This window comes from Arthrobacter pullicola (genome assembly GCF_014836875.1).
GTDB classification, from domain to species: domain Bacteria; phylum Actinomycetota; class Actinomycetes; order Actinomycetales; family Micrococcaceae; genus Arthrobacter_B; species Arthrobacter_B pullicola.
On record NZ_JACSQC010000005.1, the window covers coordinates 46,550 to 72,917 of the forward strand.

21 protein-coding genes are annotated in these 26,368 nt (G+C 66.1%); 10 read left to right on the forward strand and 11 right to left on the reverse strand.

Annotated features, from left to right (window positions below; all coding sequences use genetic code 11):
- Positions 1 to 192: 192 nt before the first annotated feature.
- Positions 193 to 1,935 carry a DHA2 family efflux MFS transporter permease subunit gene (locus H9638_RS11430; protein ID WP_191747402.1) on the forward strand — a complete coding sequence of 581 codons (1,743 nt, stop codon included), beginning with the start codon at positions 193 to 195 and terminating at the stop codon, positions 1,933 to 1,935.
- On the opposite strand, the gene H9638_RS11435 is transcribed toward H9638_RS11430, so the two are convergent.
- Both H9638_RS11435 and H9638_RS11440 read right to left on the reverse strand, forming a co-directional pair.
- A complete protein-coding gene (locus H9638_RS11435) occupies positions 1,932 to 3,173 on the reverse strand; it encodes a GAF domain-containing protein (RefSeq protein WP_191747404.1) in 1,242 nt (413 codons plus the stop codon). The two genes, H9638_RS11430 and H9638_RS11435, sit on opposite strands and share 4 nt — an antisense overlap.
- Before the next feature lie 361 nt (positions 3,174 to 3,534).
- The gene (locus H9638_RS11440; protein ID WP_191747406.1) at positions 3,535 to 4,962 is read right to left on the reverse strand and encodes an FAD-dependent oxidoreductase; all 1,428 of its coding nucleotides are present in this window, start codon (positions 4,960 to 4,962) and stop codon (positions 3,535 to 3,537) included.
- Between the two features lie 172 nt (positions 4,963 to 5,134).
- On the opposite strand from H9638_RS11440, the gene rarD reads away from it, so the two are divergent.
- On the forward strand, positions 5,135 to 6,220 hold the full coding sequence (rarD, locus tag H9638_RS11445) for an EamA family transporter RarD (protein ID WP_191747408.1): 1,086 nt from the start codon (positions 5,135 to 5,137) through the stop codon (positions 6,218 to 6,220).
- A 114-nt stretch (positions 6,221 to 6,334) separates the two neighbouring features.
- On the opposite strand, the gene H9638_RS11450 is transcribed toward rarD, so the two are convergent.
- Positions 6,335 to 7,777, reverse strand: a complete 1,443-nt coding sequence (locus H9638_RS11450; protein WP_191747409.1) for a CAP domain-containing protein — start codon at positions 7,775 to 7,777, stop codon at positions 6,335 to 6,337.
- Between the two features lie 233 nt (positions 7,778 to 8,010).
- Entirely contained in the window at positions 8,011 to 9,657 is a 1,647-nt protein-coding gene (locus tag H9638_RS11455) for an amidohydrolase (protein WP_191747411.1), read from the reverse strand.
- A 166-nt stretch (positions 9,658 to 9,823) separates the two neighbouring features.
- Here H9638_RS11455 and H9638_RS11460 point away from each other — a divergent pair, with 166 nt between their 5' ends.
- Positions 9,824 to 10,750 carry a LysR family transcriptional regulator gene (locus tag H9638_RS11460; protein ID WP_191747413.1) on the forward strand — a complete coding sequence of 309 codons (927 nt, stop codon included), beginning with the start codon at positions 9,824 to 9,826 and terminating at the stop codon, positions 10,748 to 10,750.
- A gap of 84 nt (positions 10,751 to 10,834) precedes the next feature.
- Here H9638_RS11460 and H9638_RS11465 read toward each other — a convergent pair whose 3' ends face one another.
- The 3 genes from H9638_RS11465 to H9638_RS11475 are packed head-to-tail and all read right to left on the reverse strand — an operon-like array spanning position 10,835 to position 14,694.
- On the reverse strand, positions 10,835 to 12,406 hold the full coding sequence (locus H9638_RS11465) for an APC family permease (RefSeq protein WP_191747415.1): 1,572 nt from the start codon (positions 12,404 to 12,406) through the stop codon (positions 10,835 to 10,837).
- A complete protein-coding gene (locus tag H9638_RS11470) occupies positions 12,403 to 13,317 on the reverse strand; it encodes a universal stress protein (protein ID WP_191747417.1) in 915 nt (304 codons plus the stop codon). Before H9638_RS11470 ends, H9638_RS11465 begins: the two co-directional genes overlap by 4 nt.
- 6 nt (positions 13,318 to 13,323) lie before the next feature.
- Positions 13,324 to 14,694: a flavin monoamine oxidase family protein gene (locus H9638_RS11475; RefSeq protein ID WP_191747419.1), complete on the reverse strand. Its 1,371-nt coding sequence runs from the start codon at positions 14,692 to 14,694 to the stop codon at positions 13,324 to 13,326.
- A gap of 182 nt (positions 14,695 to 14,876) precedes the next feature.
- Between H9638_RS11475 and H9638_RS11480 the strand changes: the two genes are divergently transcribed.
- A complete protein-coding gene (locus H9638_RS11480) occupies positions 14,877 to 15,563 on the forward strand; it encodes a TetR/AcrR family transcriptional regulator (protein WP_191747422.1) in 687 nt (228 codons plus the stop codon).
- A gap of 105 nt (positions 15,564 to 15,668) precedes the next feature.
- On the opposite strand, the gene gabT is transcribed toward H9638_RS11480, so the two are convergent.
- Entirely contained in the window at positions 15,669 to 17,024 is a 1,356-nt protein-coding gene (gabT, locus tag H9638_RS11485; protein ID WP_191747424.1) for a 4-aminobutyrate--2-oxoglutarate transaminase, read from the reverse strand.
- A gap of 153 nt (positions 17,025 to 17,177) precedes the next feature.
- Between gabT and H9638_RS11490 the strand changes: the two genes are divergently transcribed.
- The 3 genes from H9638_RS11490 to H9638_RS11500 all read left to right on the forward strand — a co-directional run bounded on the left by H9638_RS11490 (position 17,178) and on the right by H9638_RS11500 (position 19,802).
- Positions 17,178 to 18,596 carry a PucR family transcriptional regulator gene (locus H9638_RS11490; RefSeq protein ID WP_191747427.1) on the forward strand — a complete coding sequence of 473 codons (1,419 nt, stop codon included), beginning with the start codon at positions 17,178 to 17,180 and terminating at the stop codon, positions 18,594 to 18,596.
- A gap of 83 nt (positions 18,597 to 18,679) precedes the next feature.
- Positions 18,680 to 19,306, forward strand: coding sequence for a putative glycolipid-binding domain-containing protein (locus tag H9638_RS11495; RefSeq protein WP_191747445.1), 627 nt, complete (start codon positions 18,680 to 18,682; stop codon positions 19,304 to 19,306).
- A gap of 73 nt (positions 19,307 to 19,379) precedes the next feature.
- A complete protein-coding gene (locus H9638_RS11500; protein WP_191747448.1) occupies positions 19,380 to 19,802 on the forward strand; it encodes a hypothetical protein in 423 nt (140 codons plus the stop codon).
- A gap of 63 nt (positions 19,803 to 19,865) precedes the next feature.
- On the opposite strand, the gene H9638_RS11505 is transcribed toward H9638_RS11500, so the two are convergent.
- The 3 genes from H9638_RS11505 to H9638_RS11515 all read right to left on the reverse strand — a co-directional run bounded on the left by H9638_RS11505 (position 19,866) and on the right by H9638_RS11515 (position 23,018).
- The gene (locus tag H9638_RS11505; protein WP_191747874.1) at positions 19,866 to 20,876 is read right to left on the reverse strand and encodes a polyprenyl synthetase family protein; all 1,011 of its coding nucleotides are present in this window, start codon (positions 20,874 to 20,876) and stop codon (positions 19,866 to 19,868) included.
- 87 nt (positions 20,877 to 20,963) lie between these two features.
- On the reverse strand, positions 20,964 to 22,310 hold the full coding sequence (locus H9638_RS11510) for a geranylgeranyl reductase family protein (RefSeq protein ID WP_191747450.1): 1,347 nt from the start codon (positions 22,308 to 22,310) through the stop codon (positions 20,964 to 20,966).
- A complete protein-coding gene (locus tag H9638_RS11515) occupies positions 22,311 to 23,018 on the reverse strand; it encodes a demethylmenaquinone methyltransferase (protein ID WP_191747452.1) in 708 nt (235 codons plus the stop codon).
- A 145-nt stretch (positions 23,019 to 23,163) separates the two neighbouring features.
- Here H9638_RS11515 and H9638_RS11520 point away from each other — a divergent pair, with 145 nt between their 5' ends.
- The 3 genes from H9638_RS11520 to H9638_RS11530 all read left to right on the forward strand — a co-directional run bounded on the left by H9638_RS11520 (position 23,164) and on the right by H9638_RS11530 (position 26,324).
- The gene (locus H9638_RS11520; protein ID WP_191747454.1) at positions 23,164 to 24,483 is read left to right on the forward strand and encodes an isochorismate synthase; all 1,320 of its coding nucleotides are present in this window, start codon (positions 23,164 to 23,166) and stop codon (positions 24,481 to 24,483) included.
- A 116-nt stretch (positions 24,484 to 24,599) separates the two neighbouring features.
- Positions 24,600 to 25,385 (forward strand): basic amino acid ABC transporter substrate-binding protein, encoded by a 786-nt coding sequence (locus H9638_RS11525; RefSeq protein WP_191747456.1) that lies wholly within the window; start codon positions 24,600 to 24,602, stop codon positions 25,383 to 25,385.
- Between the two features lie 153 nt (positions 25,386 to 25,538).
- Positions 25,539 to 26,324, forward strand: coding sequence for a basic amino acid ABC transporter substrate-binding protein (locus H9638_RS11530; protein ID WP_191747458.1), 786 nt, complete (start codon positions 25,539 to 25,541; stop codon positions 26,322 to 26,324).
- Positions 26,325 to 26,368 lie beyond the last annotated feature (44 nt).

The following is a 26,368-nucleotide window of genomic DNA, read 5'->3' on the forward strand; positions in this document are numbered from 1 at the left end:
CTTCAACGACGCCGGTGTCGTTTCCGTCGGTGCAGTGAACCGTACGCGTGCCTACGTTGCATCTACGTAGCAGCCGGGAAACCGCTCCAGGACGGTGTGGCCATGACGGACCCGGCGGGATTATTGTTGCCATGGGCAAGCTTTTGAATCATTCCGAATCTGCCCTCCGGACCCATCTCACAAGGACGGCATATGGCTTCCGAACCCGCAGCCGGCCGGGACGCTCAGCGCCCCAGCCGCTATCTCCGTTACCGCTGGTGGGGCCTGCTGGCCATCAGCCTCGGCGTTGCCATGATCATCATGGACGCCACCATCGTCTCGGTAGCGGTGCCCTCAATCGTCGCTGACCTGGGCATCTCCAGCACCCAGATTCAGTGGGTCCAGGAGATCTATACCCTGCTCTTCGCCGCACTGCTCCTTACCTGGGGCCGGATCGCGGACCGGGTGGGACGGCGGCGGGTGATGCTGATCGGCGTCATACTGTTCGTCGCGGCCAGCGTGCTGTGTGCCTTGGCCGAATCCGGTGGCCTGCTGATTCTTGGCCGGGCCCTCCAGGGCCTGGGCGGGTCCATGATCCTGCCGACAACCCTGGCCCTGCTGAACGCGAACTTCCACGGCCGCGAGCGCGGTATTGCCTTCGCGGTCTGGGGATCCACCATCGGCGGCATGGCTGCCATTGGCCCGCTGCTTGGCGGGTGGCTCACCGAAAATGCCAGCTGGCGCTGGGCCTTCGGCATCAACGTCCCGGTTGGGCTGCTGATCGTGGCGGGCCTGCTGCTCTTCGTTGCGGAATCCGCGGATACCGGTGCCCCGCAGCGCCTGGACCTCGGCGGCGCGGCCCTGTCCATCCTCGGTTTCGGCGCGCTGGTCTTCGGCCTGATTGAGGGCCGCACCTACGGCTGGTGGGAGGCCACGGAGGAGGCACCGTTCCAGGCCGGGCCCCTGTCCCCCGTTCCGCTGGCCTTCCTGCTGGCCGCGGTGGCCCTGGTGTGTTTCGTACTGCTCCAGCGTGCACGGACCGCTGCGGGCAAGGGTGTGATCCTGGACCTGTCCCTGTTCCGCATCCCGTCCTTCGCCAACGGCAACGTCACGGCACTGATCGTGAGCTTCGGCGAGTTCGGACTGATTCTCTCCCTGCCCCTGTGGTTTCAGAATGTCCTGGGCTTCAGCGCCTTTGAAGCCGGACTGGCCCTGCTGCCGCTGGCAATCGGCTCCTTCCTCGCCAGCGGCGGGGTTGCGGCCCTGGCCCGGAAATTCAGCCCCATCTTTGTGGTGCGGACGGGCCTGGCGCTGGAGATCCTCAGTATTGCCGCCCTGGCCCTGCTGATCCGGCCGGACAGCACGGCCTGGCTGACGTCTCCCATCCTGCTGATCTACGGGATGGGCGTGGGGCTGGCCACTGCGCAGCTGACCTCCGTCATCCTTGCCGAGGTCCCCCTGGCCAAGAGCGGCCAGGGCTCGGCCACCCAGAGCACCGCCCGCCAGACCGGCTCGGCCCTGGGCATCGCTGTGCTGGGGACCGCCTTCTTCACCACGCTCCGCACCGGGACCGAGGACCAAGTCGCCGGCGCCCTCGCCAACGCACCGCAGCTGAACGGGGCACTGGACTCGGTCAACGCCACGTCCGGCGGCAGCATCTCAACCCTGGCCGCCGACCCGCAGACCGCGTTCATAGCTGACGCCGCCCGGGAAGCGATGACGAACGGCGCTGCGCTGGCCGGCTGGATTGCCGCCGCTGCCCTGCTGATCGGTCTCCTGACCAGCCTGCGCATCAAGCCGGTCACCGAAGCGGTCGCCGACGCCCAGTCCTTTGGGCCGGCGGACGGCGGGGCCCCGGAACCCCGTGCCGCAATGCAGGGCACACTACGGGGCACGGGACAGGGTGCAGCGAAGGATTCGGCCCCGGTGGCGGACCGGCCGGAACCGATGGCCTAGGCCAGGTCCTGCTCAATCCGCTGCAGTCCGGCCACAACTCCCGCCCGGCGGGGTGAGCGGGCAGGCAGCAGCTGCAGGGCCAGGCGCCAGGCTTCGCCGTCGTCTGCTGCTTCCGGGAGGCGCAGGTACTGCAGCAGCGTCTCGATGCCCGCGTCTGCGAGCACTGCTTCCCGGAGGACGGAGCTGAGGCTGCGCCGCAGCTCCGTTATTCCGGGCGCCTGGGAGTGCGGGAGGACTTCCCCGCGGTAAATGTTGAGGGCGAGCCGGTGGGCGCCGCGTTCCAGGCAGGAGCGGACCTGGCCGGCGTCGACCATCAGTTCACGGGGCAGCCGGTACGGGCGGGACTGCGGCACCATGTCAGCACCTGCCGGAGTTTCCCGGGCCAGCAGCTTGCGCAGCCGCAGCATCTCGGCGCGGACCGTGCCCACCGAGGACTGTTCCGGATAGGCCAGGACCGCCAGTTCCTCGGCGGTCAGTCCGCGGGGGTGCAGGGCCAGCAGTGCCATCAGCTCCGAGTGCCGGGGGCTCAGCTGCTGGCGGGATCCGCCCACGCACAGGACGGCGGAATCCGTGCCCAGGATCTGCAGGCTGTCCTGGTAAAGGCTTGGCCGGGGGCTGGCGGCAGGTGCGCGGGGCCGGCGGGGAGCCCGGACCTGGAGGCGTTCAACATGCAGCTGCGCCTGCGCCGCCGCCACCGTTGCCTGCACCAGGGCAAGGGTATGCACGGCAACGGCCTCCTCCTTGCCCGTGATGTCCACAACGCCCAGGACTGCCCCGGAATCCGGATCGTGCACGGGTACAGCCGTGCAGGACCAGGGATGCACCTGAACGCTGAAATGTTCAGCTCCCGCGATCTGCACGCTCCGTCCGGTCACCAGGGCCGTGCCCGGCGCGCTGGTGCCGATCGAGTTCTCCGACCAGTCGGCTCCCGGCAGGAACATCATGCCCTCTGCCCGGCGGCGCAGCTCCGGGTCCCCGTCGACCCAGAGCAGCCTGCCCAGCTGGTCCCCCACGGCAACCAGCAGACCGCTTTCCCTCCCGGGTTCCACCAGCAGGCGCTGGATTACGGGCATGATCGAGGCCAGGGGGTGAGAGGCACGGTAGGCCTGGAGATCTCCGTCGCCGAACACCAGGGCGGGCCGGGCATCGTCGGGATTTGGATGGTGCTGCAGGGACCGCTGCCAGGACTCTTTGACGCCGGGACGGAGGGTATCCAGGACTGCGCCCTGCGCCCGCATACTTTCATGCGCCCGCCACGCCTCCCGCTGGAGGGATTCCGCCGTCCGGGGTCCACGCTCCCGCACGCCACTTCGACTGTGCTGCACCGTCCTGCCTATCCGCGCTGATAAGGAGACCGCCTGCGCCGGAACCTGGCGAACCCGGCATACTGCCGGCCCGGTTCCGGACAGCCTGTGGCTGCGTGTCCATGGTGACACGGGAAACCGCCAGGTTCCAGAGCAAATCCCCACGGGCCGCTTCGGCGGGGTATCCCTGGCCGGCAGCTGGAGTGCAGCCGGAAACGGCCGAAGCCAGGGCCGCTGGGCGGCGCCTGGCTTCGGCCGTTTGACTCTGCTTCCGGGTTTTGCTGCCGGTTGGACGCTACCGCGCGCCCTGCCGGCTGACCCGGATCATTTCTTCGCGGTCCACAACCTTCACGCGTTCGCGGACCAGGTCGCCGACTCCGGGATCGCCGTGCACGTAGCTGGCACCCAGCGACATCTCGTGCGCATCGAGCTGCTTCCACCCCTGCCAGGTGGTGTACTCGACGCCGCGCTCTTCGAGGAGGCGGATGATCGCGTCGGGTTCCGGCTCTTCTGCCGCGGGAAGTGTCCGGCGGTCTTCCAGCAGGTAGCCGATGGTTTCCAGGGCATCGCCCTTGGTGTGCCCGATCAGCCCCACCGGTCCGCGCTTGATCCAGCCGGTCGCGTAGATACCGGGGACAGGCTGCCCGTCAGCATCCACCACCCGGCCACCTTCGTTCGGGATCACTCCGCGGCGGGCGTCGTAGCCTACCTCGGGCAGTTCGGAGCCGAAATAACCCACTGCCCGGTAAACGGCCTGGACGGGGTAATCCACGTATTCGCCGGTGCCGCGCGCGTTGCCGGTGCCGTCGAGCTCAGTGCGCTCCATCTTGATGCCGGCAACCTTGCCCGGAGTGGCGGGATCGTCGTGGATTTCCACCGGGGAATGCAGGAAGTGCAGGTGCAGGCGGCGCGAAGCACCGGTGTCCTGTTCCTCAACCAGCCAGTTGGTCAGGGTGTTGACCATGGTCTTGGTCTGGTTGTTCGTGCGGATCTGCTCATCGGAGGCTTCATCGAATTCGAAGTCCTCCGGGTACAGGACGATGTCCACGTCGCGGGAGTGTGAGAGTTCACGCAGTTCCAGCGGAGTGAACTTCACCTGGGCCGGCCCGCGGCGCCCGAACACGTGGACGTCAGTGACCGGGGACTTCTTGAGCCCCTCATAGACGTTGGACGGAATTTCCGTGGTGAGCAGGTCATCGGCGTGTTTGGAAAGGATGCGCGCGACGTCGAGGGCCACGTTTCCGTTGCCAATCACCGCGATTTCCTTGGCATCCAGGGGCCAGTCACGCGGCACGTCCGGATTTCCGTCATACCAGGAAACAAAGTCGGCTCCGCCGAAGGAGCCAGCAAGCTCGACGCCGGGAATGTTCAGCGGGGCATCCTTGAGGGCGCCCGTGGCAAAGATGACGGCGTCATAGAAGTGCCGGAAATCGCTGAGCGTGAGGTCGCGGCCGTAGTTCACGTTCCCGAGGAAACGGATGTCCCCGCGGTCCAGAACCTTCTCCAGTGCCTTGACGATTCCCTTGATGCGGGGGTGGTCGGGCGCGACGCCGTAGCGGATCAGGCCGTACGGGGTGGGGTACTGGTCGAAGAGGTCAATGCTGACGTCGAAGTCACGGTCGGCTTTGGTCAGGATGTCTGCCGCATAAACGCCGGCCGGACCAGCACCGATAATTGCCACCCGCATGGGACGCTGCGAGCTGTCCGGGGCTGAGTTAGACACGTATAGTCCTTCTTCTCTGGAGTTCTCTGCATCTCAGGGAGCAAGTCACTGAGCAGCTTACGGACGCAAATGGCGCACAGTTTCCTATTCTAATTGCCCCGCAGCACAGCGTCTAAACGGTTCGGGTGCAGGCCCATGGAATATGCGCAGGGCGTAGTGCGTTGCACCGCACATGCCCAATGAGCAACCTCCCGGCAGCACCCCTGCCTACGCCGCCTCAAGTGCCGCCGCTCCGGTTCCACCGGGAGCTCCGCCGCAGGGCACCGCTGCAGAAGCATCTGCCGCAGCCCCGGACGGACCGGATGGCAGCACCCCGGCTGCGGGTCCCGGGCCGGAAAGGGACGGCAGGATCAGTGGATCCGGCCTGCTCTTTGGTATTGGCGCCTATGGCATCTGGGGATTCCTGCCGCTGTACTTCCTGCTGCTGGAACCCGCTGGGCCGGTGGAGATCGTCGCTTCACGCGTCGTCTTCTCCCTGGTGTTCTGCGCCTTCCTGCTGACAGTGATGCGCTCCTGGCGCCGGGCACTGACCGCGGTGCGGGATCTGCGCATGCTGGGCACCCTGTCCCTGGCCGCTGTCCTCATTGCGGTGAACTGGCTGGTCTTCTCCTGGGCCGTGCTCAACGGCCATGCCCTTGAGGCCGCGCTTGGCTACTTCATCAATCCGCTGGTATCGGTACTGCTGGGCGTGTTCCTGTTGAAGGAACGGCTCCGGCCGCTTCAGTGGGCCGCCATCTCGGCGGGATTCATCGCCGTCCTGGTCCTGGCATTCGCCTACGGCAGCGTTCCCTGGGTGGCGTTGACCCTGGCGTTCAGTTTCGGCTTCTACGGCCTGGTCAAGAAGGGTGTAGGCGGAAAGGTCGATGCCGTTTCCAGCCTGTCAATTGAAACGGCGGTGCTGACGCCGCTCGCCGTCGTCGTCCTGGCAGTGATGGCTGCCAACGGCTCCGGGACGCTGTTCAGCTTCGGGCCTGCGCATTTCTGGCTGCTGGCGGCCTCGGGGATAGCCACTGCCGTTCCCCTGATCTTCTTCGGCGCGGCGGCCAGCCGGCTGCCGCTTACCATGGTCGGAATGCTTCAGTATCTGGCGCCGGTCCTGCAGTTCATCATGGCCCTTGTTGTCTTCCAGGAGGCCATGCCGCCCGAACGCTGGGCGGGATTTGGGCTCGTCTGGCTGGCACTGGGCCTGCTCAGCATCGACATGATGGGCTCCCCGCGCCGCGCCCGGATCCGCCGGACGGCGGCAAGCACGGTGTAGCAGGCCGCAGGCTGTCCCGGCCGGCCCCTTCGAACCGCAACGGCGTAGAAGGCGTACAAACGGCGAAAGCGCAGGACCGGATGGTCCTGCGCTTTCCCGCCTGCCTCCTGGCTGCTAAGCCGTTTCTGCCCTGCGGCCCCGCAGGACCATCAGAGCAGCTGCGCCGGCCAGGATCATAGCCACACCTGTTCCAGCGAACACCGCCTGGCCCGTGGAAAAACCGGTCGCGGCCAGCTCTGCAGGTGCACCGGGACCTGCAGCAGTGGCTACACCGAGCACGTTCACCTCGGCCTGCACCGTGAAGGCCTGCCATCCTGCCAGGGCCCCGTTCGGTTCATACAGGGCTACCCGGTGGTCCCCGGCTTCCAGGCCGGCCGGGATGTCGATCCGCAGTATGCCGTTCGCATCAACGGTGAAGACTCCTGCCTTCACGGGCGTCGAGTGCAGGAAGACCTGGTATTCGTGGCCCGGGGTGAGGCCGGAAACCGTAAGGGCGCTGCCGCTGGTTCTGGTTTCGAAGCTGCCGCGCGCCTCGGGGGTCAGCACGGCAGGGTCACTGGTCTGCAGCTCAACCCGCTCGCCTGCGGTGGACGCTGCCGGCTGGTTTCCTGCAGGCTCAGCCGGGATTTCGGTAGCAGCAGGTTCCGCGGTTGGCTCAGTTTCTTCGGTTGCAACAGGTTCCGGAGTTTCCGGGGCCGGGGTCTCCACCGGGGCAGGTGCCTGCGACGGCTCCTCCGGAGCAGGAGCGGGCGATTCAACCGGGGCCGGTGGATCCGTAACCGGTGCCTCCGGGGTTTCGCTGGGAGCAGCGGGCTGAGCCGGGTTGGCAGGCTCGGCCGGCGCCTCGGTCGGCACCGGCTCCGGCTCCACGTCCGCAGACGGGTTGCCCGGCGCGGGCTCCGGAGCAGGAGCCGACGGTTCTGCCGATGGTTCCACTGCCGGGACCGTTTCCGCAGGCGGGCGGGTCGGTTCAGGCTCGGGGAGCACTGTGGACTCCGGCTCGGGGGCCGGCGTCTGCGCGGGGGTGGTTTCTGCGGGCAGGGTCTCAGCCGGCGGGGCAGGTACGGCGGTGTTGGCATACTGACCGAAGTTGACGGTGGCCAGGTACACACCCTTGTTCGGCCCTTCCGTCAGCTGGACGACGCCGATGCCGATGTCCGTATCCGCAGCACCAAGCATGTTCCCGCGGTGCAGCTCAGAATTGACCCACCACTGGAAGGCCTGGTCAACGCTCATGTTCCAGGCGATGTTTTCGGAGTATCCCAGGGCGCCCGCCGGGTACTGGGCGGCATAGTCCGGGTTGTGCAGGAACGTGCCGGCACCGTGGACGTTGGCGGTCTGCGCGGACCGCATGGTCCAGTCCTGGGCCACGGCGGCTATTCCGCTGTTCCAGGCCAGTGGCTTGAGTGCCTGCTGCGCACGGTAGTCGTTGATCAGGGTGTGAAGCCTGCTGGCCGCCACGCCGTCCAATGATGTGGCCGACGCCGCGGGCAGCGCCACAGCGGTGGCCCCCAGAGCCAGCATCAGGGCAGCAAACGCCCCTGCGAGTTTCCTCATTCGCATTGTGTAAATCCTTATGCCTCGAGACCCGCGGTTATCCACCGTGGAGGCCTTTGCTGCGCGTCCATCCCCAGCGAACGCGACACACCGCATGCGTGCGGTGCTTGACAAGCAATCTAACGCAGACCTCACAGATTCACAACAATCCCATTAACACCACTGGTAACAGGAGAACCAAGGATGCGCCCGGGGAGAGGCACGCCGGTCAACCGCTGCCTCCGGAAACGCGCCTACCCGAGGAAGCCCGCGGCGTCGTAGAGCATCTCTCCTCCGACGACGGTGGCCACCACCTCCGTTTCACGGATGCGGGAAGGGTCAACCTGGAACAGGTCCTCAGAGAGGACCGTGAAATCAGCGAGCATTCCGTGCCGCAGCGCCCCCTTGTCCTGTTCCTGGCCGACGGCGTAAGCCGAACCGAAGGTGTAGGCGCGGACGGCTTCGGCGACGGTGAGCCGTTCCCCGGCTCCCAGGATCCGCCCGGAAGCCGTGCGCCGGTTGACCATGTCGTGGATGGAGACCAGCGGATTTCCGTCAGAGACAGGCGAGTCGGTGGATCCGGGGAGGACCATACCTGCGTTCAGCAGCGACTTCATCCGGTAGATCAATGGTGCCAGGGCGGGTTCGACAGCATCCATCATTCCGTCGCCGAAGTCGGAGATGAAGGTGCCCTGGGGAACTGCCGTGAGTCCAAGGGCGGCTGCCCGGGCCACCTGGGCATCCGAGGCCAGCGCGAAGTGCTCAATCCGGTGCCGCGCCCCCGGCCGCGGAAGGATGCGCTGGGCTTCCTCGACTGCATCCATCACATGGTCGATGGCCGCGTCACCGATGGCGTGGGTGGCTACAGTCCAGCCGGCTGCGTGCGCTCCGGTAATCATGGCCCGGAGCTCCTCCGCGTCATACTGCATCACACCGTGGTTGTGCGGTTCACCGTGGTAACAGTGGTGCATCGCAGCGGACCGTCCGATGAATGAACCATCGGCGACGATCTTGACCGGACCAACACGCAGCCGGTCATCCCCCAGCCCGGTGCGGATCCCCAGATCGAGCCCGAACAGGTTTCGGCCCTTCATACCTTCCACTGCGTGCAAAGTGGTGCAGTAGGGCATCAGGGTCACGCGCGTGCGCAGGGTCCCCTCCTCCACTGCCTGCTGGTAGGAGTGGAAATCCAGGGGCGTGTTGCCGACCATGCGGTGATCGCCGACGCCGGGTTCCGTCACCGATGTGAGGCCGTACCGCAGTGTCTGACGGCCGGCCAGGCCGAGGTTCCGCTGCACCTCGCCCAGGTCCATGGGCCGGACCAGATCGTAGATCAGCACCATGGCGCGCTCCTGAAGCAGCCCGCTGGCGCGGCCTTCGCCGTCCCGGTCCACGTGGCCTCCCGCGAAGTCCGGGACCCCCAGCCGGCCGGGATAGCCGGCCAGCTCAAAGGCGCGGGTGCTGGCCGTGCCCATATGCCCGGAGACGTGTTCCAGAAATACCGGACGCCCGCCGGCTGCCTGGTGCAGGGCCTCGGCATCGGGATGAGACTCGAGGAAGTTCTGGTCATAGCCGGATCCCCGGACCCAGCCGCCGGCCGGCAGGGTCCGGGCATGTTCGGCTACGGCGGCGTAGATGTCTGCGAGGCTGCGCACTTTGCCCGGCCGCAGGTCCAGGGCCGCAAGCCGGGCACCGGTCAGTGACAAATGAAAGTGCGCGTCATGGAAGCCCGGGAACACCGCTGCTCCGCGCAGGTCGATTACCTCCGCTGCCTGAACCCCATCAAGTTCGGCGTCAAGTCCGGCAATCCGCCCACCGAAGACGCCGACGCGGCTGGCCAGGGGATAGTCCGGATCCATGGTGCGGAACCGTCCGTTGGTAAAGATGGCATCTATGCGCAATTGGGCTTCCTAGCTTTAGGCCCGGCGCCGGAACATGTGGGGGAACGGGTTCCAGCGCCGGGAGACCTGCGGGGGCGCCGGGCGGACTCCAGCGCAGGATCTACACTGCAGCAGGTATGACATAACTGTCTAATGAATTTTCCGCACTGTGCCATAACCTATTGACATGATGGACCAGCGTGAATTGCAGTATTTTCTGGCCGTGGCCAACCACGGCACCGTGAGCGCCGCCGCAGCCGCTGTCTACGTTTCCCAGCCGGCTGTTTCCCGCCGGATTGCCGGATTGGAACGGAAGCTGGGGGTGCGTCTCTTTCGGCGGACAGCCTCAGGAATGAAGCTCACACCGGCCGGGGAACGCGTGCGCGAACTGGCGCAGGACCTGCAGAACCGGCAGGACAGGGCGGACGGGGTGCTGGAGGCTATGCGCCGGGGACACCAGTCCTTTACCGTCGCCTGCCCGGAAACAACCGCGAACTTCTTCATCGCCCCGTTCATTGCCGGGGGCGCCCCGATCGCAGACATCCAACCTGCTCATCCCGGTGAGGTTTATGCCCGGTTGTCCACCGGGGCGGACATGGCGGTTAATACCTCTGCGCCGCCGTCCCATCTGCGCGGGCACCATCTGGCCTCGGCACCGGTCTTTGTCCACTTCCGGTCCGGTGACCGGCTGGCCGCTGCCGGCGCCGAGGTGGAGCTCGCCGACGTTGCCCGCGAGCCTGTCCTGCTTCCGGGCCATGGCAGTGCAATCGGGAAAACCGTCAGGGACACCGCCCTCGCCGGCCGAATCGACCTGGCCCTGGCCCGGACCACGAGCAACGGCACCATGGCGCAGGCCATGGCGGCAGCCGGCCATGGAAACGCGGTCACCATTGAACCGGCAGGCTTCGGCTTGAAGAGCGCGTTCCTGATCCACCGGGGCAGGCGCCTCAGCATTGGCCTCTACGCGGGCTGGGAATCCGACCACTATGCTGCCGCCGAGCTTGGCGGGCTGGCCACCGCCCTCGGAGCCTGGATGCAGGACAGGGTTCCCCGCCTGGCGGGCCTGGCCCCCCGCTCCCCCGCTGCGCCTTCGGAACACCCGGCGTCGTCCTGACCTGTCCGTCGGCCGAAACGGGAAACCCGCGGCACTCCCCTCAACAGCGGGGGTGTCCGCGGGCTTCCCTGCAGGCTTTGCCGGCTAGATCGACGGCACGTCCTCCTTGCCGGGGGACTCATCCGGGGCGCTGCCGGAGTGTCCGACCCGCAGCGTCTCACCCCGGAAGAACCCCGGATGACGCCGGTACATCAGGAGCATCAGCACGGCACCAAGGGCGATGACGCCCATCCCCAGCACGAAGACCAGGCCAACACCGCCCACGGAGGAACCGGAACCGTACGCGGGATCCATGGAATCGATGGCCGTCTTCAGGAACATCACCCACAGGATGATGCCGCCAAGGGCCGGAGCCAGGAACTTCAGCAGGAAGTTGCGCATTCCGCTGAAGGCTTCCCGCCGGAAGTACCAGACGCAGGCCAGGGCGGTCAGCCCATAGTAGAAGCAGATCATCAGGCCCAGGGCGGTAATGGTGTCCCAGAGCGCGTTCTCGGACAACAGCCGGGTGATGACGTAGAACCCTGCCGCGGCCACGGCAGCCGCCACGGTGGCATAGCCCGGGGACTTGTGCGCGGGGCTGATCCTGCTGAAGCTGCGGGGCAGGGCACGGTAGTGTCCCATGGCCAGCAGCGTGCGCGCCGGAGAGACGAAGGTCGACTGCAGCGAGGCAGCGGAACTGCTCAGGATGGACAGGGACATCAGGATGGCGAACGGGCCCATCACGGGACCGGCCAGCACAGCAAAGATGCTCTCCTGGTTTTCCGGGTTCCCGGCACCCAGTTCCCCGTCTCCCACACCGGCGTAGGAGATCACGGCGAGGGCGATCATCATGTAGATCAGCACGATCACGAACACGGTGGCCGTGGCCGCGCGGCCCGGGGTTTTGTCCGGGTCCTTGGTTTCCTCGTTCATGGTGAGGGTAACGTCCCAGCCCCAGTACACGAAGATGGAGAGGGACACACCGGCGGCGAACGCTGAGAAGGATTCAACGGCGAACGGGTTGAACCATTCGGCACTGATCTGGGTGGGGTCAAAGGCCGTCCCGTTAGCTACATGGACGAACGCGGCCACGGAGAACCAGGTGAGCACCACCAGCTGGAAGGCTACGAGGACGTACTGCACGGTTTTGGTGGTTTCGACGCCGCGGTAGGAAATCCAGCAGGCCACGGCAATGAACACCAGCGTCGTTGCTATGTTCAGGGGAAGGTTCAGGGTCAGGTCTGCCAGGGCGTCATTGCCCGTCACCTGTGCCAGCATGAGGTAAAAGAAGTCCACCGCGACGGCGGCGAGGTTCGAGAGCACGATGATGGTGGCGGCAATCAGCCCCCAGCCGCCCATCCAGCCGACCCAGGGCCCAAAAGCCCGGGTCGCCCAGGTGAACGACGTCCCGGAGTCCGGCATCGCGGTGTTCAGTTCGCGGTACCCGATCGCTACCAGGATCATCGGGATGAAGCCGACCAGGAAGATCGCCGGGAGCTGGACCCCCACCTCGGAAACGGTGGGGCCGAGCCCCGAGGTGAGGGTGTAAGCCGGGGCGATGCAGGAGATGCCGATGACGACGGCGCCGATCAGGCCAACCTGCCCGCCCTTCAGTCCCTTGCTGGAGAGCCCGCTTCCTTCCGCGCCCGGGCGCGCTGCTTTTGAGTTGGCGCTCATTGCGGTTCTCCTGTCTGCGGTGCGGGTGCAGCCGGCCGCTCTGCAGTACCGGCCGTACTCGGGGTGCCCATGTAGCCGCGGGGCACCACGACCATCGGGACCGGGAGGCTGCGCAGTACTTTCGAGGCCGTGGTCCCCAGGAACAGCTGGTTGTGCAGGGCGAGGCGGCTGGACCCGATGATGAAGATCTCCCCATCCTCGAAGTCCAGGTTGTCGACGGCGTTTTCGATGGTGCGTCCCTGAGCGACCTCGCCGGTGACCTGGCACCGGCCGCGGGTGAGCGTTTCAGCCTTGGCGACGCGGTCGGCAACATGCAGCCTGGCTTCATCCAGGGCCGCACTCTCCGATGAAGCCAGCGCCACGAGCGAGAGCAGGCGCAGCGGCAGGCCGCGCTGGGCGGCAGACGCGGCTCCGACTTCCAGGACGTCCTCGGCCCCGCGCCGTTCCCCGACGGCACAGGTGACACGGGTAATCGGATCGGTCCGGCTGTAGCCGTACGGGGCCAGGGCCACGGGAACGTGGGCGGCGTGGAGCAGGGCGTTGGCCACGCTGCCCACCGTGTAGCGCTTGAACAGGCCGTTGCTGCCGGCGCCGACCACAATGAGTCCGGCGCCGAACTCGGCAGCGGCGTCAATGAGTCCGCGCGCATCGGAGTCGGCTGCCCGGATGTGGCCCCGCGCCTCGATGTCTTCCGGCACCATGGCCAGGGCCTCGTCCAGCCAGGCCCCGAGCTGTTCAGCCAGCAGCGTGGCGTAGGACCGTTCCGGGGGATAAACCGCCGCATAGGGCGACTGTTCGGGGTCGATCATCACCAGGTCCAGGGACGCCCCCTGGCTGCGCGCAAGCGCACAGGCCAGGTTCAGGGCATCCCTGCCCCGCTCCGTCGCGGCGTAGCCGACTACGTAGCGCACTGGAGATTAGCCCTTGAACCGTGACAGGATCCGGTCCGCCGTCTGCGCGCCCATCCGCACGGCGCCGTCGACGTGCTGGTAGCCCTCGGCTGCCAGGTCGGAGCTGGACCAGTAGATGGGGCCAACCGGAACCAGCTGGTCCGGGCCGTAGCGGTGCAGGCCGCCCAGATCGTAGCTGGCAGCGTAGGCGCCGCGGGTCCACTCCTCCGAACCCCAGTCGGATTCGTAGTAGACCTCGGGAGTCAGCGCTTCTTCGCCCAGGTAGCCGGCGATGGATTTGAGGATGGCCTGCTTGCGCTCTTCGGCGCTAAGTTCGAACATCGCGTCTGCCTTTTCGTCAGACACGAAGCCCACCAGGGTGCCGCGGGGGTCGCCGTGGTTGGTGTTGTCGTAGACCTCCTGGACCAGCTCGTGCGCGCCGAAGCAGGTGCCGGACAGCCCGGATTCGCGCCAGAACGGTGTTGCGTACACGGCGTGGACCTTGATGACCAGGCCCAGGGACTGGTGCTGGTGCATCTGGTGCTGGCGGCGCGGCAGCGGCGGGTCGAAGGAGACCCGGGAGTAGAGGTTCGGCGGCACTGCCATGACCGCGTAGCGTGCGGTGACGCTGACGCCGTCGGCAATGGCGGTGACGGAGGTGCCTTCGGCGCCTTCCGACCAGCGCAGCGTGCGGACGGGAGCGTTCAGGACGACGTCGTCACCGAGTTCCGCTGCCATGCGTTCGGAAACCTGCTGCATGCCGCCGGCAACGCGGCGGTCGAGGATGAAGTCCTCGTCCACAAGGTTGGAGAAGGAGCCTGCGGAGGCCGACATCAGCAGGGCCTGCAGGGTCGAGAAGGAATGTGCCGGCTTGGTCAGCATGCCGCCGGCCACGAACAGGCCGATGTTGTTGCAGGCTTCCTCGTCGTCGGACTGGCTGCGCAGCCAGTGGTGGAAGGAGATGGTGTCCAGTTCGCGGGCGTCCGGGTGCGTCCACGGCGCGGCCGGATCGGTCTTGGCCGTGAGCTCATCCAGCAGGTTGATGAGGCGTTCCATTTCCCTGGCCGTCTCTTCGGCGACCGGGAACATCTCCCCCGTGTAGCGGACGGCGCGGTGGTCCGCGCCGATGTAGACGGACTCGCCGTCCCGGTAGCGCTGGAAGGTCTCCAGGCCCAGTTCCTCCACCAGCTCGCTCAGGACTTCCTGGTCCGGGGAGATCCACTGTCCGCCGATTTCAAGGAAAGCACCGTCGATGGTGTCCGACCAGGTGCGGCCGCCTACCCTGTCCCGGGCTTCCAGCACGGTGACGCTCAGGCCGGCGGCTTTCAGCTTCCGGGCGGTTGTCAGGCCGGACGGGCCTGCGCCGATGATGACTACGTCGCGTTCCAGGTTCTGCACTGTATTTCCTCTCTCCTGCGGCCGACCGCCGGCCGCGCAAATGAACCACCATCAAGAACTCAATAAATGAATAGCGTTCATTTTGTATCGACACTCTAGCCGACACCCGGCGCCGTGGGGAGACTTTGTGCGAATATTAATTCCGGGTGCCGAAGTGCCCGCCAGACCATCGGAGGAAATGGATGCCGGCAGCACGCACCAAGCGGACGGCAGGGCGTCCGCACCAGCGCGTCCTGACCAGGGAGAACATCACCGAGGCGGCTCTGGCGGTGATCGGCACCAGCGGCTACGGCGGCTTCACCATGTCCTCGCTGGCCGGAAAACTCCAGGTTGCCCCCTCTGCCCTGTACAACCATGCGTCCTCGAAGCAGGAGGTCCTGCGCTGGATCCAGGACGATCTGATGGCCAAAGTGGACGTCACCGGGTTTACCGCCGGCCCCTGGGAGGACGCCGTGCGCACCTGGGCCCGTTCCTACCGTGATGTGTTTGTCCGCCACACCCCGCTGATTCCCGTGATCGCAGTGCTCCAGGTCAGCGGTGCGCCCCGCACCCTGGCCATGTATGAGGCGGTAACGGCCGGATTCCTGCGGGCGGGCTGGCAGGAAGCACGCATTATCCCGGCAATTATTGCACTGGAATCCTTCATTTTCGGATCAGCGTTCGATGCCGTTGCGCCGGAGGATATCTTCGAAACCGGCCCGTTGACCGACGAAAGCCCCCGGTTCAGCTCCGCCGTGGCCGCTGCGGCTTCGAGAGTTGGCGGCCAGGGAGCGGATGAAGCGTTTGAGGCCGGATTGGAGGCCCTGGTCCGCGGGTTCTCGATGCCCCGGCAGAAGCAGGTGCCCCGGCAGGAAGAACAGCACAGCTAGCCTGGCCGCAGCTGCAGTCACAAAAAGGGGCGGCATCCGGTTCATCCGGACACCGCCCCTTTTTTAGGACGTCTTGACGCTCGACGGCGCTGCGCGCCGCCAGCCTTAGGCCTGGGCGCGGATAGCCGCTTCCAGGACGTCGAGACCGTCGGAGAGCAGCTCGTCGCTGATCACGAGCGGGGGCAGCAGGCGGATGACGTTGCCGTAGGTGCCGCAGGTCAGGATGATGACACCCTCCTGCAGGCAGGCAGCGGCGATGGCCTTGGCTGCGTCAGCGTTCGGGGTCTTGGTACCCGGCTTGACGAGCTCCAGCGCCAGCATGGCACCGCGGCCGCGCACCTCGCCGATCACGCCGGTTTCCTCGGCGACCTTGCGCATGCGGGGAACCGTGATTTCCTCGATGTGGCGGGCGCGGCCGGCCAGATCCTGGGACTTCATGGTCTCGATGGCAGCCAGCGCCGAGGCGCAGGCCACCGGGTTGCCGCCATAGGTGCCGCCCAGGCCGCCGGGGTGGACGGCGTCGAGCAGCTCGGCGCGGCCGGTGACGGCGGAGAGCGGCATGCCGCCGGCAATGCCCTTGGCCATGGTCAGGATGTCCGGGACAACACCTTCATGGTTGACGGCGAACCACTCGCCGGTGCGGCAGAAACCGGACTGGACTTCGTCGGCGATGAAAACGATGCCGTTTTCCTTGGCCCACTCGGCCAGGCGGGGCAGGAAGCCCTCAGTCGGGACGATGAAGCCGCCTTCGCCCTGGATCGGTTCGATGAGCAGCGCGGCGAGCTGGTCTGCGCCGATCTGCTTTTCGATGGCGAGGATAGCGCGGTTTGCGGCTTCAACGCCGGTGATCTCCGGGTTTTCTTCGCGGAACGGGTAGCTCATCGGCATCCGGTAGATCTCGGAGGCGAACGGGCCAAAGCCGGTCTTGTAGGGCATGGCCTTGGCAGTCAGGCCCATGGTGAGGTTGGTGCGGCCATGGTAGGCGTGGTCGAAGGCGACAACGGCCTGGCGTCCGGTGGCTGAGCGGGCGATCTTGACGGCGTTCTCCACGGCTTCAGCACCGGAGTTGAACAGCACGGTGCGCTTTTCGTGGTCACCGGGGGTCAGTTCGGCCAGCTTTTCGGCGACCTCGACGTAGCCTTCGTACGGGGTGACCATAAAGCAGGTGTGCGTGAACCGGGCAACCTGCTCCTGGGCTGCAGCGACCACGGCCGGATCGGAGGCACCCACGCTGGTCACGGCAATGCCGGAGCCCAGGTCGATGAAGGAGTTGCCGTCAACGTCCTGGATGATGCCGCCGTCGGCGTCCTGGACGTAAACCGGAACACTGGAAGCGACACCCTTGGCAACGACCGCCGCACGGCGTTCGCTCAGCGCAGCGGACTTCGGGCCGGGGAAGGCCCCGGTGATATTCCGCTTCTGCTCCAGCCGGTAAGTCGGTTCGATGGCTGATGTGCTCATGGTTCTGCCTTTCGGGAACAAAGTGTGGGGCGGCGTCAGTCCGCAATGATCCCCAACTTACGCGCCGGAGAACCCGCTGGGGACAGCCACCCGCACAATGGCTGCATTCACTTGACGTGCAAACGCCCAATCCAGCCAGCATATAGTTGTTCGGTGCCTATCTCACTTTCTGATCTGCTCGCTGCCGAGGGCCTGGGCCTGGAGGTGCGCGGTACTGCTGCGGTCAGTCCGGAGCCGGTGCAGTGGGTTGCCGTAACGGAACTGGAAGACCCTTCCCCTTTCCTGGGCGGAGGAGAGGTTGTCCTCACCACCGGCATGCGGCAGCGGACGGGAGCAGCGCAGCGCCGGTTCGTGGAAAGCGTGCACCGGGCGGGTGCCCTGGCCATTGGCTTCGGCACCGGGCTCAGCCTGGACCGGGTTCCGGGACCGCTGGTGGAGGAGGCCAACCGGCTGGGGCTTCCGGTCTTCGAGGTTCCCTACAAGACCCCCTTTATGGCGGTGGGGAAGCTGGTGGCGGACGCACTCTCAGCCGATCATGTGGGGCAGCTCCACAATCTGCTCTCCGGCCACCAAATCCTGGCTAAAGCACTGCTCTCCGGCCAGGGGCTGGAAGGACTGCTGCGCGAGCTGGCGCAGATCCTCGGCACCAAGGTGGCGCTGCACCAATATGGTGCGCTCATCTACTCCGCCGGCGAGGCATCCCTCCCGGAGACAACCTGGCACACCACGCCGATCGCCACCGGACTGCGCGACCGCTGCACCCTCGCCGTGGCCGAACCGTTCCGTGCCCCGGACCTCATTGCCTACGCGCAGAGCCTGATCAGCGTGGAACTGAATAACCAGGCCAGGCGCCGGGTACGGGACCGGGCAGTCAACGGCCAGCTGCTGGCGGACATTGTTGACGGCAAGCTCAGCGGCCCGGATGCAGTGCACCGGCTGAGCTCCTCCGGGGTGAGCACCGGCCGGAGGCAGCTGACCCTCCTGGTGGAGGCAGCCCCCTCACAGGCCCGGTCACTGCCCTCCCTGCCGCTGCCGCCGGGCTTCGATCCAGCTGTGACGGCGATCCTCGAAGACAGGCTCGTGATCCTGTTCCCGGACGGAAATGCCGCGGAGCTGGCCGCAGCGCTCAGCAGCTACCTCCGGAACGCCGGGATGACGGCCAAGGTCGGCGTCGGCGGGGCGTACGCGGAACCGGCAGGCCTGCGCTGGGGCTATTACGAGGCCAAGGAAGGCCTCCTCCGTGGAGCTGCGGTCAACCAGCCGGACCGGCTGAGCCTGGCGTCGCTGCTGATGGCCAGCCGTGATGTACCGCTGGCGGACCTCGCGGCAGAAGCGCTGGATCCGCTCCTCGCCTTCGACGCAGCGCACGACGCCGATCTGGTGGCCACGCTGGAAACTTACCTGGCACTCAACGGATCGGTCGCTAAAGTAGCCCATACCCTCGGCCTGCACCGCAACACCGTGCGGTACCGGCTCTCGCAGATCGCTGACCTGTCCGGGTACGACCCCGCGCTCACGGCTGACCGCGTGCATCTTTACCTGGCCCTGAGCGTCCGCCGGCTCGCCGGCTGAACCTCCGGCTCCGGATTGCCCTGCGGCAGCGGGTCCGCGGTTTTGTGCCCCTTTGGGCCGGACTTTACGCTGTAGGAATGGACATGCCCGCGCAGCCCGCCAGGACCCTTCACTGGGCGGGCATTGACGACCCTGAACGCCGGGACTCCGCCGTCGTGTCCTTCCGTGCCGGAGAGCTGGCTGCCAGCGGCACCTCCACCTGCGCTGAGTATTCAGCGGCATGGACCCTGAACACCTCTCCGGGCTGGGTCACCCGCCGCCTGCAGGTGCACGTCACTGGCGAGGGCTGGACCCGGTCCCTGGACCTGACGCGGTCGGTGGACGGACGCTGGGATGCCCAGGTGGAGACCAGCGGCGACCCTGATCTGCCCGAACCCGGGATCGAAGATGCACTGGCGCTGAACAACGCCCAGGACTGTGACCTGGGCCTGTGCCCGCTGACCAACACCATGCCGATCCTCCGGCTGGACCTGCTCAACAATGCCGCGCCGCCGGACGAAACCCGGCTCACCATGGCTTGGGTGGAGATGCCCAGCCTGCGGGTGCTGGCCAGCGAGCAGGTCTATTCACAGGTCTCCCCTTACCGCGCCGAACGCGGCAGCGCGATCGTCCTCTACTCCTCCGCGACGCGCGGTTTCACCGCGGAACTTACGGTCGACGCCGATGGTGCGGTCCTGGATTATCCCGGCCTCGCCCGGCGGACCGGCTAGGCCTGGAACCGGGCACTGCCGCTCGCGGCTAGGATTGAAGTACGCCCTTCTGCAACTTTGGAGAACCCCCGCAATGAGTGAAATGTTCCTGGAAAAGTTCCGCGCCCTGGTCCCGAAGTATCTGGAAGACCAGTGGCGCCCCGAAGACGGCATTCCTGCCGCGGAACTGGACGAGCTGCTGGAGGAACACGACTTTTCGATTCCGCTGGTGCTGCGCGAGTTCTATCTGGCGCTCGGCGGCTGCGAAGACCTCATGGAAGCCTTCCACTTCTTCTGGGATCCCGATGAGCTGGAGGTCGAGGACGGCTACCTGCTGTTCCTCGAAGACGAGGAAGAGAAGTTCACCTGGGGCTTCCGCGCCGACCAGCTGGATGTTCCGGACCCCATCGTCTGGCGCCGCAACAATGCCCGCGGCGACTGGCAGAGCGAAGAGGGCACCTTCAGCGAATACACCTTCGACATGTTCGAGTGGGTTTTCGAGGAAGACGAAGACTAGAGACCTAAGCCCCCGCCTGGTTTCCGCGGGTGCGCTTGCGCACCCGCGGATCACCGGAGGTGCTTAGGCGTCGCGCTCCACCACGGCTTCGGCGAATGCAGCCAGCGAGGCCTTCACCACTGAATCCGGCATCGGGTCCAGCGCCGCGACGGCGTCGGCGGCCCAGCTGCGGGCTACTTCCCACGCCTGGGCGGTCGCCCGGTTGCCACGGACGGCTTCCACCGCGGTGGCCAGCGCCTCGTCAGAGGTGAGGTCGCCATCCACCAGTTTCAGGACGGCAGCGGCTTCGGCATCTCCTTCTGCGGCATTGCGGCGCAGCAGCAGGACCGGCAGGGTCGGAACCCCTTCGCGCAGGTCGGTTCCCGGGGTCTTGCCGGATTTGTCCTTGAGGCCGGCAACGTCGATCACGTCGTCAGCGAGCTGGAAGGCTACACCCACCTTCTCGCCGTACTCCACCATGATTTCCACGGTCTGCGCGTCAGCGCCGCCAAACAGTGCCCCCAGCTGGCCGGAGGCCGCGATCAGCGATCCGGTCTTGCCGGCAATCACGGAGAGGTAGTGCTCAATGGGATCCTCGCCGTCGGCCGGACCCACCGTTTCGTTCAGCTGACCCAGGACCAGCCGCTCGAAGGTCCGGGCCTGGATGCCCAGTGCCTCGCCGCCCAGGACTGAGACCAGGGACGAAGCGCGGGCGAAGATCAGGTCGCCGGTCAGCACGGCAACGGAGTTTCCCCAGACTTCGTGGGCGGTCGGAGCTCCGCGGCGGACCGTGGCCGAGTCCATCACGTCATCGTGGTACAGCGTGGCAAGGTGTGTGAGTTCAACGACGACGGCGGCCGTGCGGACGTCCTCATTGCCCGGGTCGGTGCCGAGGTGGGATGCCAGGAGGACCAGCAGCGGACGGACGCGCTTGCCGCCGGCTTCAAGCAGGTGCCGGGATGTGGCATCCGCGAAGGGATCGGCATTCGCGATGGCCTCGCGCAGCTGCGTTTCCACTTTGTCCAAACCGGCAACGATGGCCGGACCCAGGACGGGGTCCTGGGCGAGGGGGGCGAATCCGGGAGGAAGCACCATCTCGGTGTCCCCGGCTGCGGCCGGGCTGGCATTGGTGGATTCAGTCACTGTTCAAGGCTAACTTCTCGTCGGGACGGGTTGGCAGGATTAGGCATTGCTGGCACCGCCGGTGGCACCCGTGGCCCTGGCGGGCTGCGGAACGGTGTCCTGGTTGGAAGCGGCCGGGACAAGCATTTCCATCAATGCAATCACTCTATCCTCGATCCCCCTGGGGGACGCGTCCACAAGGTTGGCCAGCATGCGGACAACAAACTTCATAAGGACCGGAACCGGCATGCCGGTGCGCAGTGCGAGTTTCATGACAGCAGGCTTACCGATCATCCCGGCGAATATCCGGCCGATGGTGAAATGGCTGCCCCACTCGGAGCGGACACGGTCCGCATAGCCGGCCAGCACGCCGTCGTACGCTGCCTGTGCCGCCAGCTGGCCGGGTGTGCCGGCCGCCTGAGTGGCGGAAACAATGTAATCCGCTGCGAACCGCGCAGATTCCATGGCGTAGGAAATACCTTCGCCGTTGAACGGACTGACCATCCCCCCGGCGTCGCCGAGCAGCAGCAGCCCGGGAGAGTAGTGCGGGGTCCGGTTGAAGCCCATCGGAAGGGCCGCGCCCCGGATCTCTCCCACCTGGTTCTCCGGCGTGAAACCCCACTCTTCAGGCATGCCGGCGGTCCAGTCCCGCAGCACCTTACGGTAATCCAGCCGGCCGAACTCCTTGGAGGAGTTCAGGATTCCCAGGCCAACGTTGGAGGTTCCGTCGCCTACGCCGAAGACCCAGCCATAGCCGGGCAGCGGATTACCGGCGGCATCCGGGAGTTCCAGCCAGCCTTCCATCCAGTCGTCATTGGTGCGCGGGGACGTGAAGTAGGTGCGGACGGCCACGCCGAGGGGACGGTCATCGCGTTTCTCCAGTCCCAGGCTCAGGGCGGTGCGGCTGGAGTTGCCGTCCGCCGCAAGGACCACGTCCGCGGTGAACTCGCGTGTTTCTCCCGTGCGCCGCCCGTTTTCGTCCAGGATGTTTGCGCTCACGCCGCGGACCCGGCCAGAATCATCGCGCAGCGCGGCGGTCACGCTGTGCCGTTCCAGGATGCGGGCACCGGCAGCCTGGGCATGCCGGGCCAGTTCCTCGTCGAAGCCCAGCCGGGTGCGGATCAGGCCATAAGAAGGGAAATCGGACAGGTCCGGCCAGGGAATTTCGATTGTTCGTCCGGAAGCGATCAGGCGCAGGCCCTTGTTGCGGCGCCAGCCGTCAGCTTCCTGATGAGGCAGGCCAAGGAGCTGGATTTCCCGCACGGCCCGCGGCGTCAGGCCGTCGCCGCAGACCTTTTCCCGTGGGAAGGAGGTCTTTTCCAGCACGGTCACGTCGATCCCGGCCGAAGCCAGGTAATAAGCGGCGGTGGAACCGGCGGGTCCGGCTCCAACAATCAGGACGTTCACTTAAACAGCGGTCTCCGCAGGTTTGACCGCACGGTGGATGGCCACAATCCCGCCGGAGAGGTTCCGGTAGGCCACGTTCTGCCATCCGGCAGCGGAAATCCAGGCAGCCAGACCGTCCTGGTCCGGCCAGGCGCGGATGGACTCAGCGAGGTACACGTAGGCAGTGGGGTTGGAGGCCACCTTGCTGGCGATCGCCGGAAGGGCGCGCATCAGGTATTCGGTGTACATGGTCCGCCACACCGGGACCACCGGGGAGGAGAACTCGGCGATGACCAGCGTGCCTCCCGGCTTGGTGACGCGGTACATCTCTTCGAGTGCCTTCTGCGGCTCGTTCACGTTGCGCAGGCCAAAAGAGATGGTGGCTGCATCGAAGGACTCGTCGGCGAACGGCAGGTTGGTGGCGTCGCCGGCAACGAAGTCGATGTCCGGGCGGCGGCGCTTGCCGACCTTCAGCATGCCCAGGGAGAAGTCGCACGCAACTACGGAGACACCCGCGTCGGCGTACGGCTCGCTGGAGGTTCCGGTTCCTGCGGCCAGGTCCAGGACACGCTGTCCCGGACGGGCGCCCACTGCGTCCACCACAAGCCGGCGCCAGCGGCGCGTCTGCCCCATGGACAGCACGTCATTGACGATGTCGTATTTGGGGGCCACCTCATCAAACATGGCAGCGACTTCATCAGGGCGTTTTTCCAAAGTTGCGCGCTTCACCCGCCCATTGTCTCAAACAATAGTGAGGCCGCCGAACCGGCGGACTACCCGTTTACGGTTCGTCACACACCGGTGTGAGACCAAGCGCCATCTTGGTGCCCGGAATGCAGGCCGCACCCGCAGTCGGAGTAGGGTTGGAGGCACTATGACCACCCTGCGTTCCCTTACCGTTCCCCTGGGCGTGCCGTCAGCCGCCATCGGATTACTGGAGTACCTGGTCCGCGACGACCAGCTCTGCTGGATCCGCCGCGGCGAAGGCCTGGTGGGTTTCGGCGAAACCCTGCGCTACACCTCCACCGGACCTGGCCGGTTCGCTGCTGCCCGGAACTGGTGGGCGGATATCGCCGCTTCCGCCGTCGTCGAGGACCAGGTGGCCGTTCCAGGGTCCGGGCTGACAGCCTTTGGCTCGTTCGCTTTCTCCAAGCGCTCACCGTTCGCCTCCCGCCTGGTGGTCCCGGAAATTATTGTTGGTTCCCGCAACGGAACCGCCTGGGTCACGCAGACCACTGCCGACCCTGACCTCGTCCTGGACGGCGAGAGCGTCTACACCGCACTGGCAGGTTATATGGACGATATCTCCGGCGAGCAGCTGCCCGAAGACGGTGACCAGATCCGCCCAGGGGTCCTCTCCGAGTCCGAGTGGAAGAACGCCGTCGCCCGTTCCGTAGCCCACATTGCTGCCGGAGACCTCAGCAAGATCGTGCTGGCCCGGGACATCGTCGCTTCCCTCTCCTCCCCCATTGCCACTGCGCAGGTGCTTCGGGAACTGGCACTGCGCTATGAGAGCTGCTGGACGTACGCCGTGGACGGCCTGATCGGTTCCACCCCCGAAATGCTGATCAAGGTGGAAGACGGCAAGGCACAGGCCCGGGTGCTTGCGGGCACCCTTGACCGCGCGACCGCACCGCTGGATGACCCCGGCTATGCCAAGCGGGTCCTGGCGGGCTCCGAAAAGCAGCAGCACGAGCACGCAATCGCTATTGACTCCCTGACCCGCCAGCTGGAGCCGTTCACTTCGTCCATGACCAGCCACAGCGAACCGTTCGTCCTGGAACTGCCGAACGTCTGGCACCTGGCCTCTGATGTCACCGCTGACCTTCGCACCGTGGACGGCGCCCTGCCCACTCCCCTGGACCTGGTCGAGGCCGTGCACCCCACTGCCGCCGTCTGCGGCTTCCCCACCAGCGTGGCCGGGGAGCTGATCAGCGAACTGGAGCACATGGACCGCGGCCCCTATGCGGGACCGGTGGGCTGGCTGGACGCTGCCGGTAACGGCGAGTGGGGCATTGCGCTGCGCGGAGCCGTCATTGAAGAGCCGACGGCGGTTCGCCTCTATGCAGGCTGCGGCATCGTTTCCGGTTCCAACCCTGCTGCAGAGCTGGAAGAGACGTGGAGCAAGTTCCGGCCAATGCTTGAGGCGCTGGGACTGGACCGGACCCGCGTGCTCTCGGGCCAGGTTTCCTGAAACGGCAGGGCACCGCGGGCCGGCGGTACAATTTAGGTAGCCGGAGCGCCGCCGCGGACGCCCCGCCCTACCCCCACCGGAGCCACCGCTCCGCAACGATTTAAGGTTCTAACTCCATGCACCACAAAGCACGCAAAGCCGTTGCCGCCGTCCTGGCAATCGGCGCCCTCAGCCTGTCGGCCTGCAGCTCAGGTTCGGATTCAGCCGATGATTCGGGGCTTGACCTGGTGAGGGCAGGCACTCTGACAGTTTGCTCCAATGTCCCCTTCCAGCCCTTTGAGTATGTCAACGACAAAGGTGAATACACGGGTTTCGACATGGACCTGACCCGTGAGATCGCCGCCGGCATGGGCCTGGACTGGACCGTCCAGAACGTCAGCTTTGACGGACTGCAGAGCGGCACCGTCCTGGCAGCGAGCCAGTGCGACCTCATCGCCGCGGCGATGTCGATCACGCCCGAACGCACCGAAAAGCTGGCCTTCTCCGAGCCTTACTACGACTCGCTGCAGTCGCTGCTGGTTCCCGCTGATTCTGCGGTCACCTCCCTCGAGGACCTCCGCGGCAAGAAAGTGGGCGTCCAGCAGGGCACCACCGGCGAGTCATACGCCCGGGCGAACGCCGACGGCGTCGAAGTTGTTTCATTCCAGACCGACGCCGAGTTGTTCCCAGCGCTGCAGGCCGGCGCCGTTGACGCTGTACTGCAGGATCTGCCGGTGAACCTCGACCACACGGACGGCGGGGCGTTCACGATCGTTGCAACCTACGAGACGGATGAAGCCTACGGTTTCGCCATGAAGAAGCAGGGCAGCGAGGACCTTGTTGCTGCCATCAACGCCGAGCTGGCTGAACTCCGTGCGAACGGCAAGTACCAGGAAATCTACGACCGCTACTTCAGCGAGTAGGACTGCCCGCAGCGGCGCGCCGGACAGGACAAACAGGCACACGGCACTTGGACAAAAACAGCATGCGTACAATCTAGACTGCTTGCCATACGAACAGGTGACCTTGGTCCCTGCCCAGCACTGTCCAGCTCGTCATAGAGAAGGTAGCCACTAATGCCGTACAAAGCACGATCCTCCGTCCTGGCCGCTGCGGCGTTGTCTGCACTGGTACTCTCCGCCTGTGGTGGAGAGGGCGATGATTCTGCCTCTGACTCCGGGATGAACCTCGTTTCCGAGGGCACCCTCACGGTCTGCTCCGACATTCCCTACGTTCCGTTTGAGTATGAAGAGAACGGTGAGTACGTCGGGTTCGATATGGACCTCATCAAGGAAATCGCGTCCGGGATGGACCTTAACCTCGAGGTGAAGGATTCCGGGTTCGACGGCCTGCAAAGCGGCACGGTCCTGGCTGCCGGCCAGTGCGACCTGATTGCCAGCGCCATGACCATCACTGAGGAACGCCAGGAGCGGATGGCCTTCTCCGACCCGTACTACGACTCGCTGCAGTCCATCCTCGTTCCCGAGGGTTCGGACATCACCGGGATCGAAGACCTGGCCGGCAGGAACCTCGGTGTCCAGCAGGGCACCACCGGCGAAGCCTACGCACGGGAGCAGGCACCGGACGCGAAAATCAGTTCCTTCCAGAGCGACGGCGAGCTCTTCCCGGCCCTGCAGTCGGGCCAGGTCGAAGCCGTCCTGCAGGACCTCCCGGTGAACCTGGAACACACCCGGGACGGCGAATTCACGATCGCCGCCAAGTTTGAGACTGACGAGTCCTACGGGTTCGCGATGTCGAAGACCGGCAGCGAAGAACTGGTTTCCGCGGTTAATGAGCAGCTCGCTGCGCTGCGGGACAACGGCAAGTACCAGGAAATCTACGACAAGTACTTCACCGAGTAACACCGACTTACCCATCGCCGTCCCGGGCACACCCCGCCCGGGAC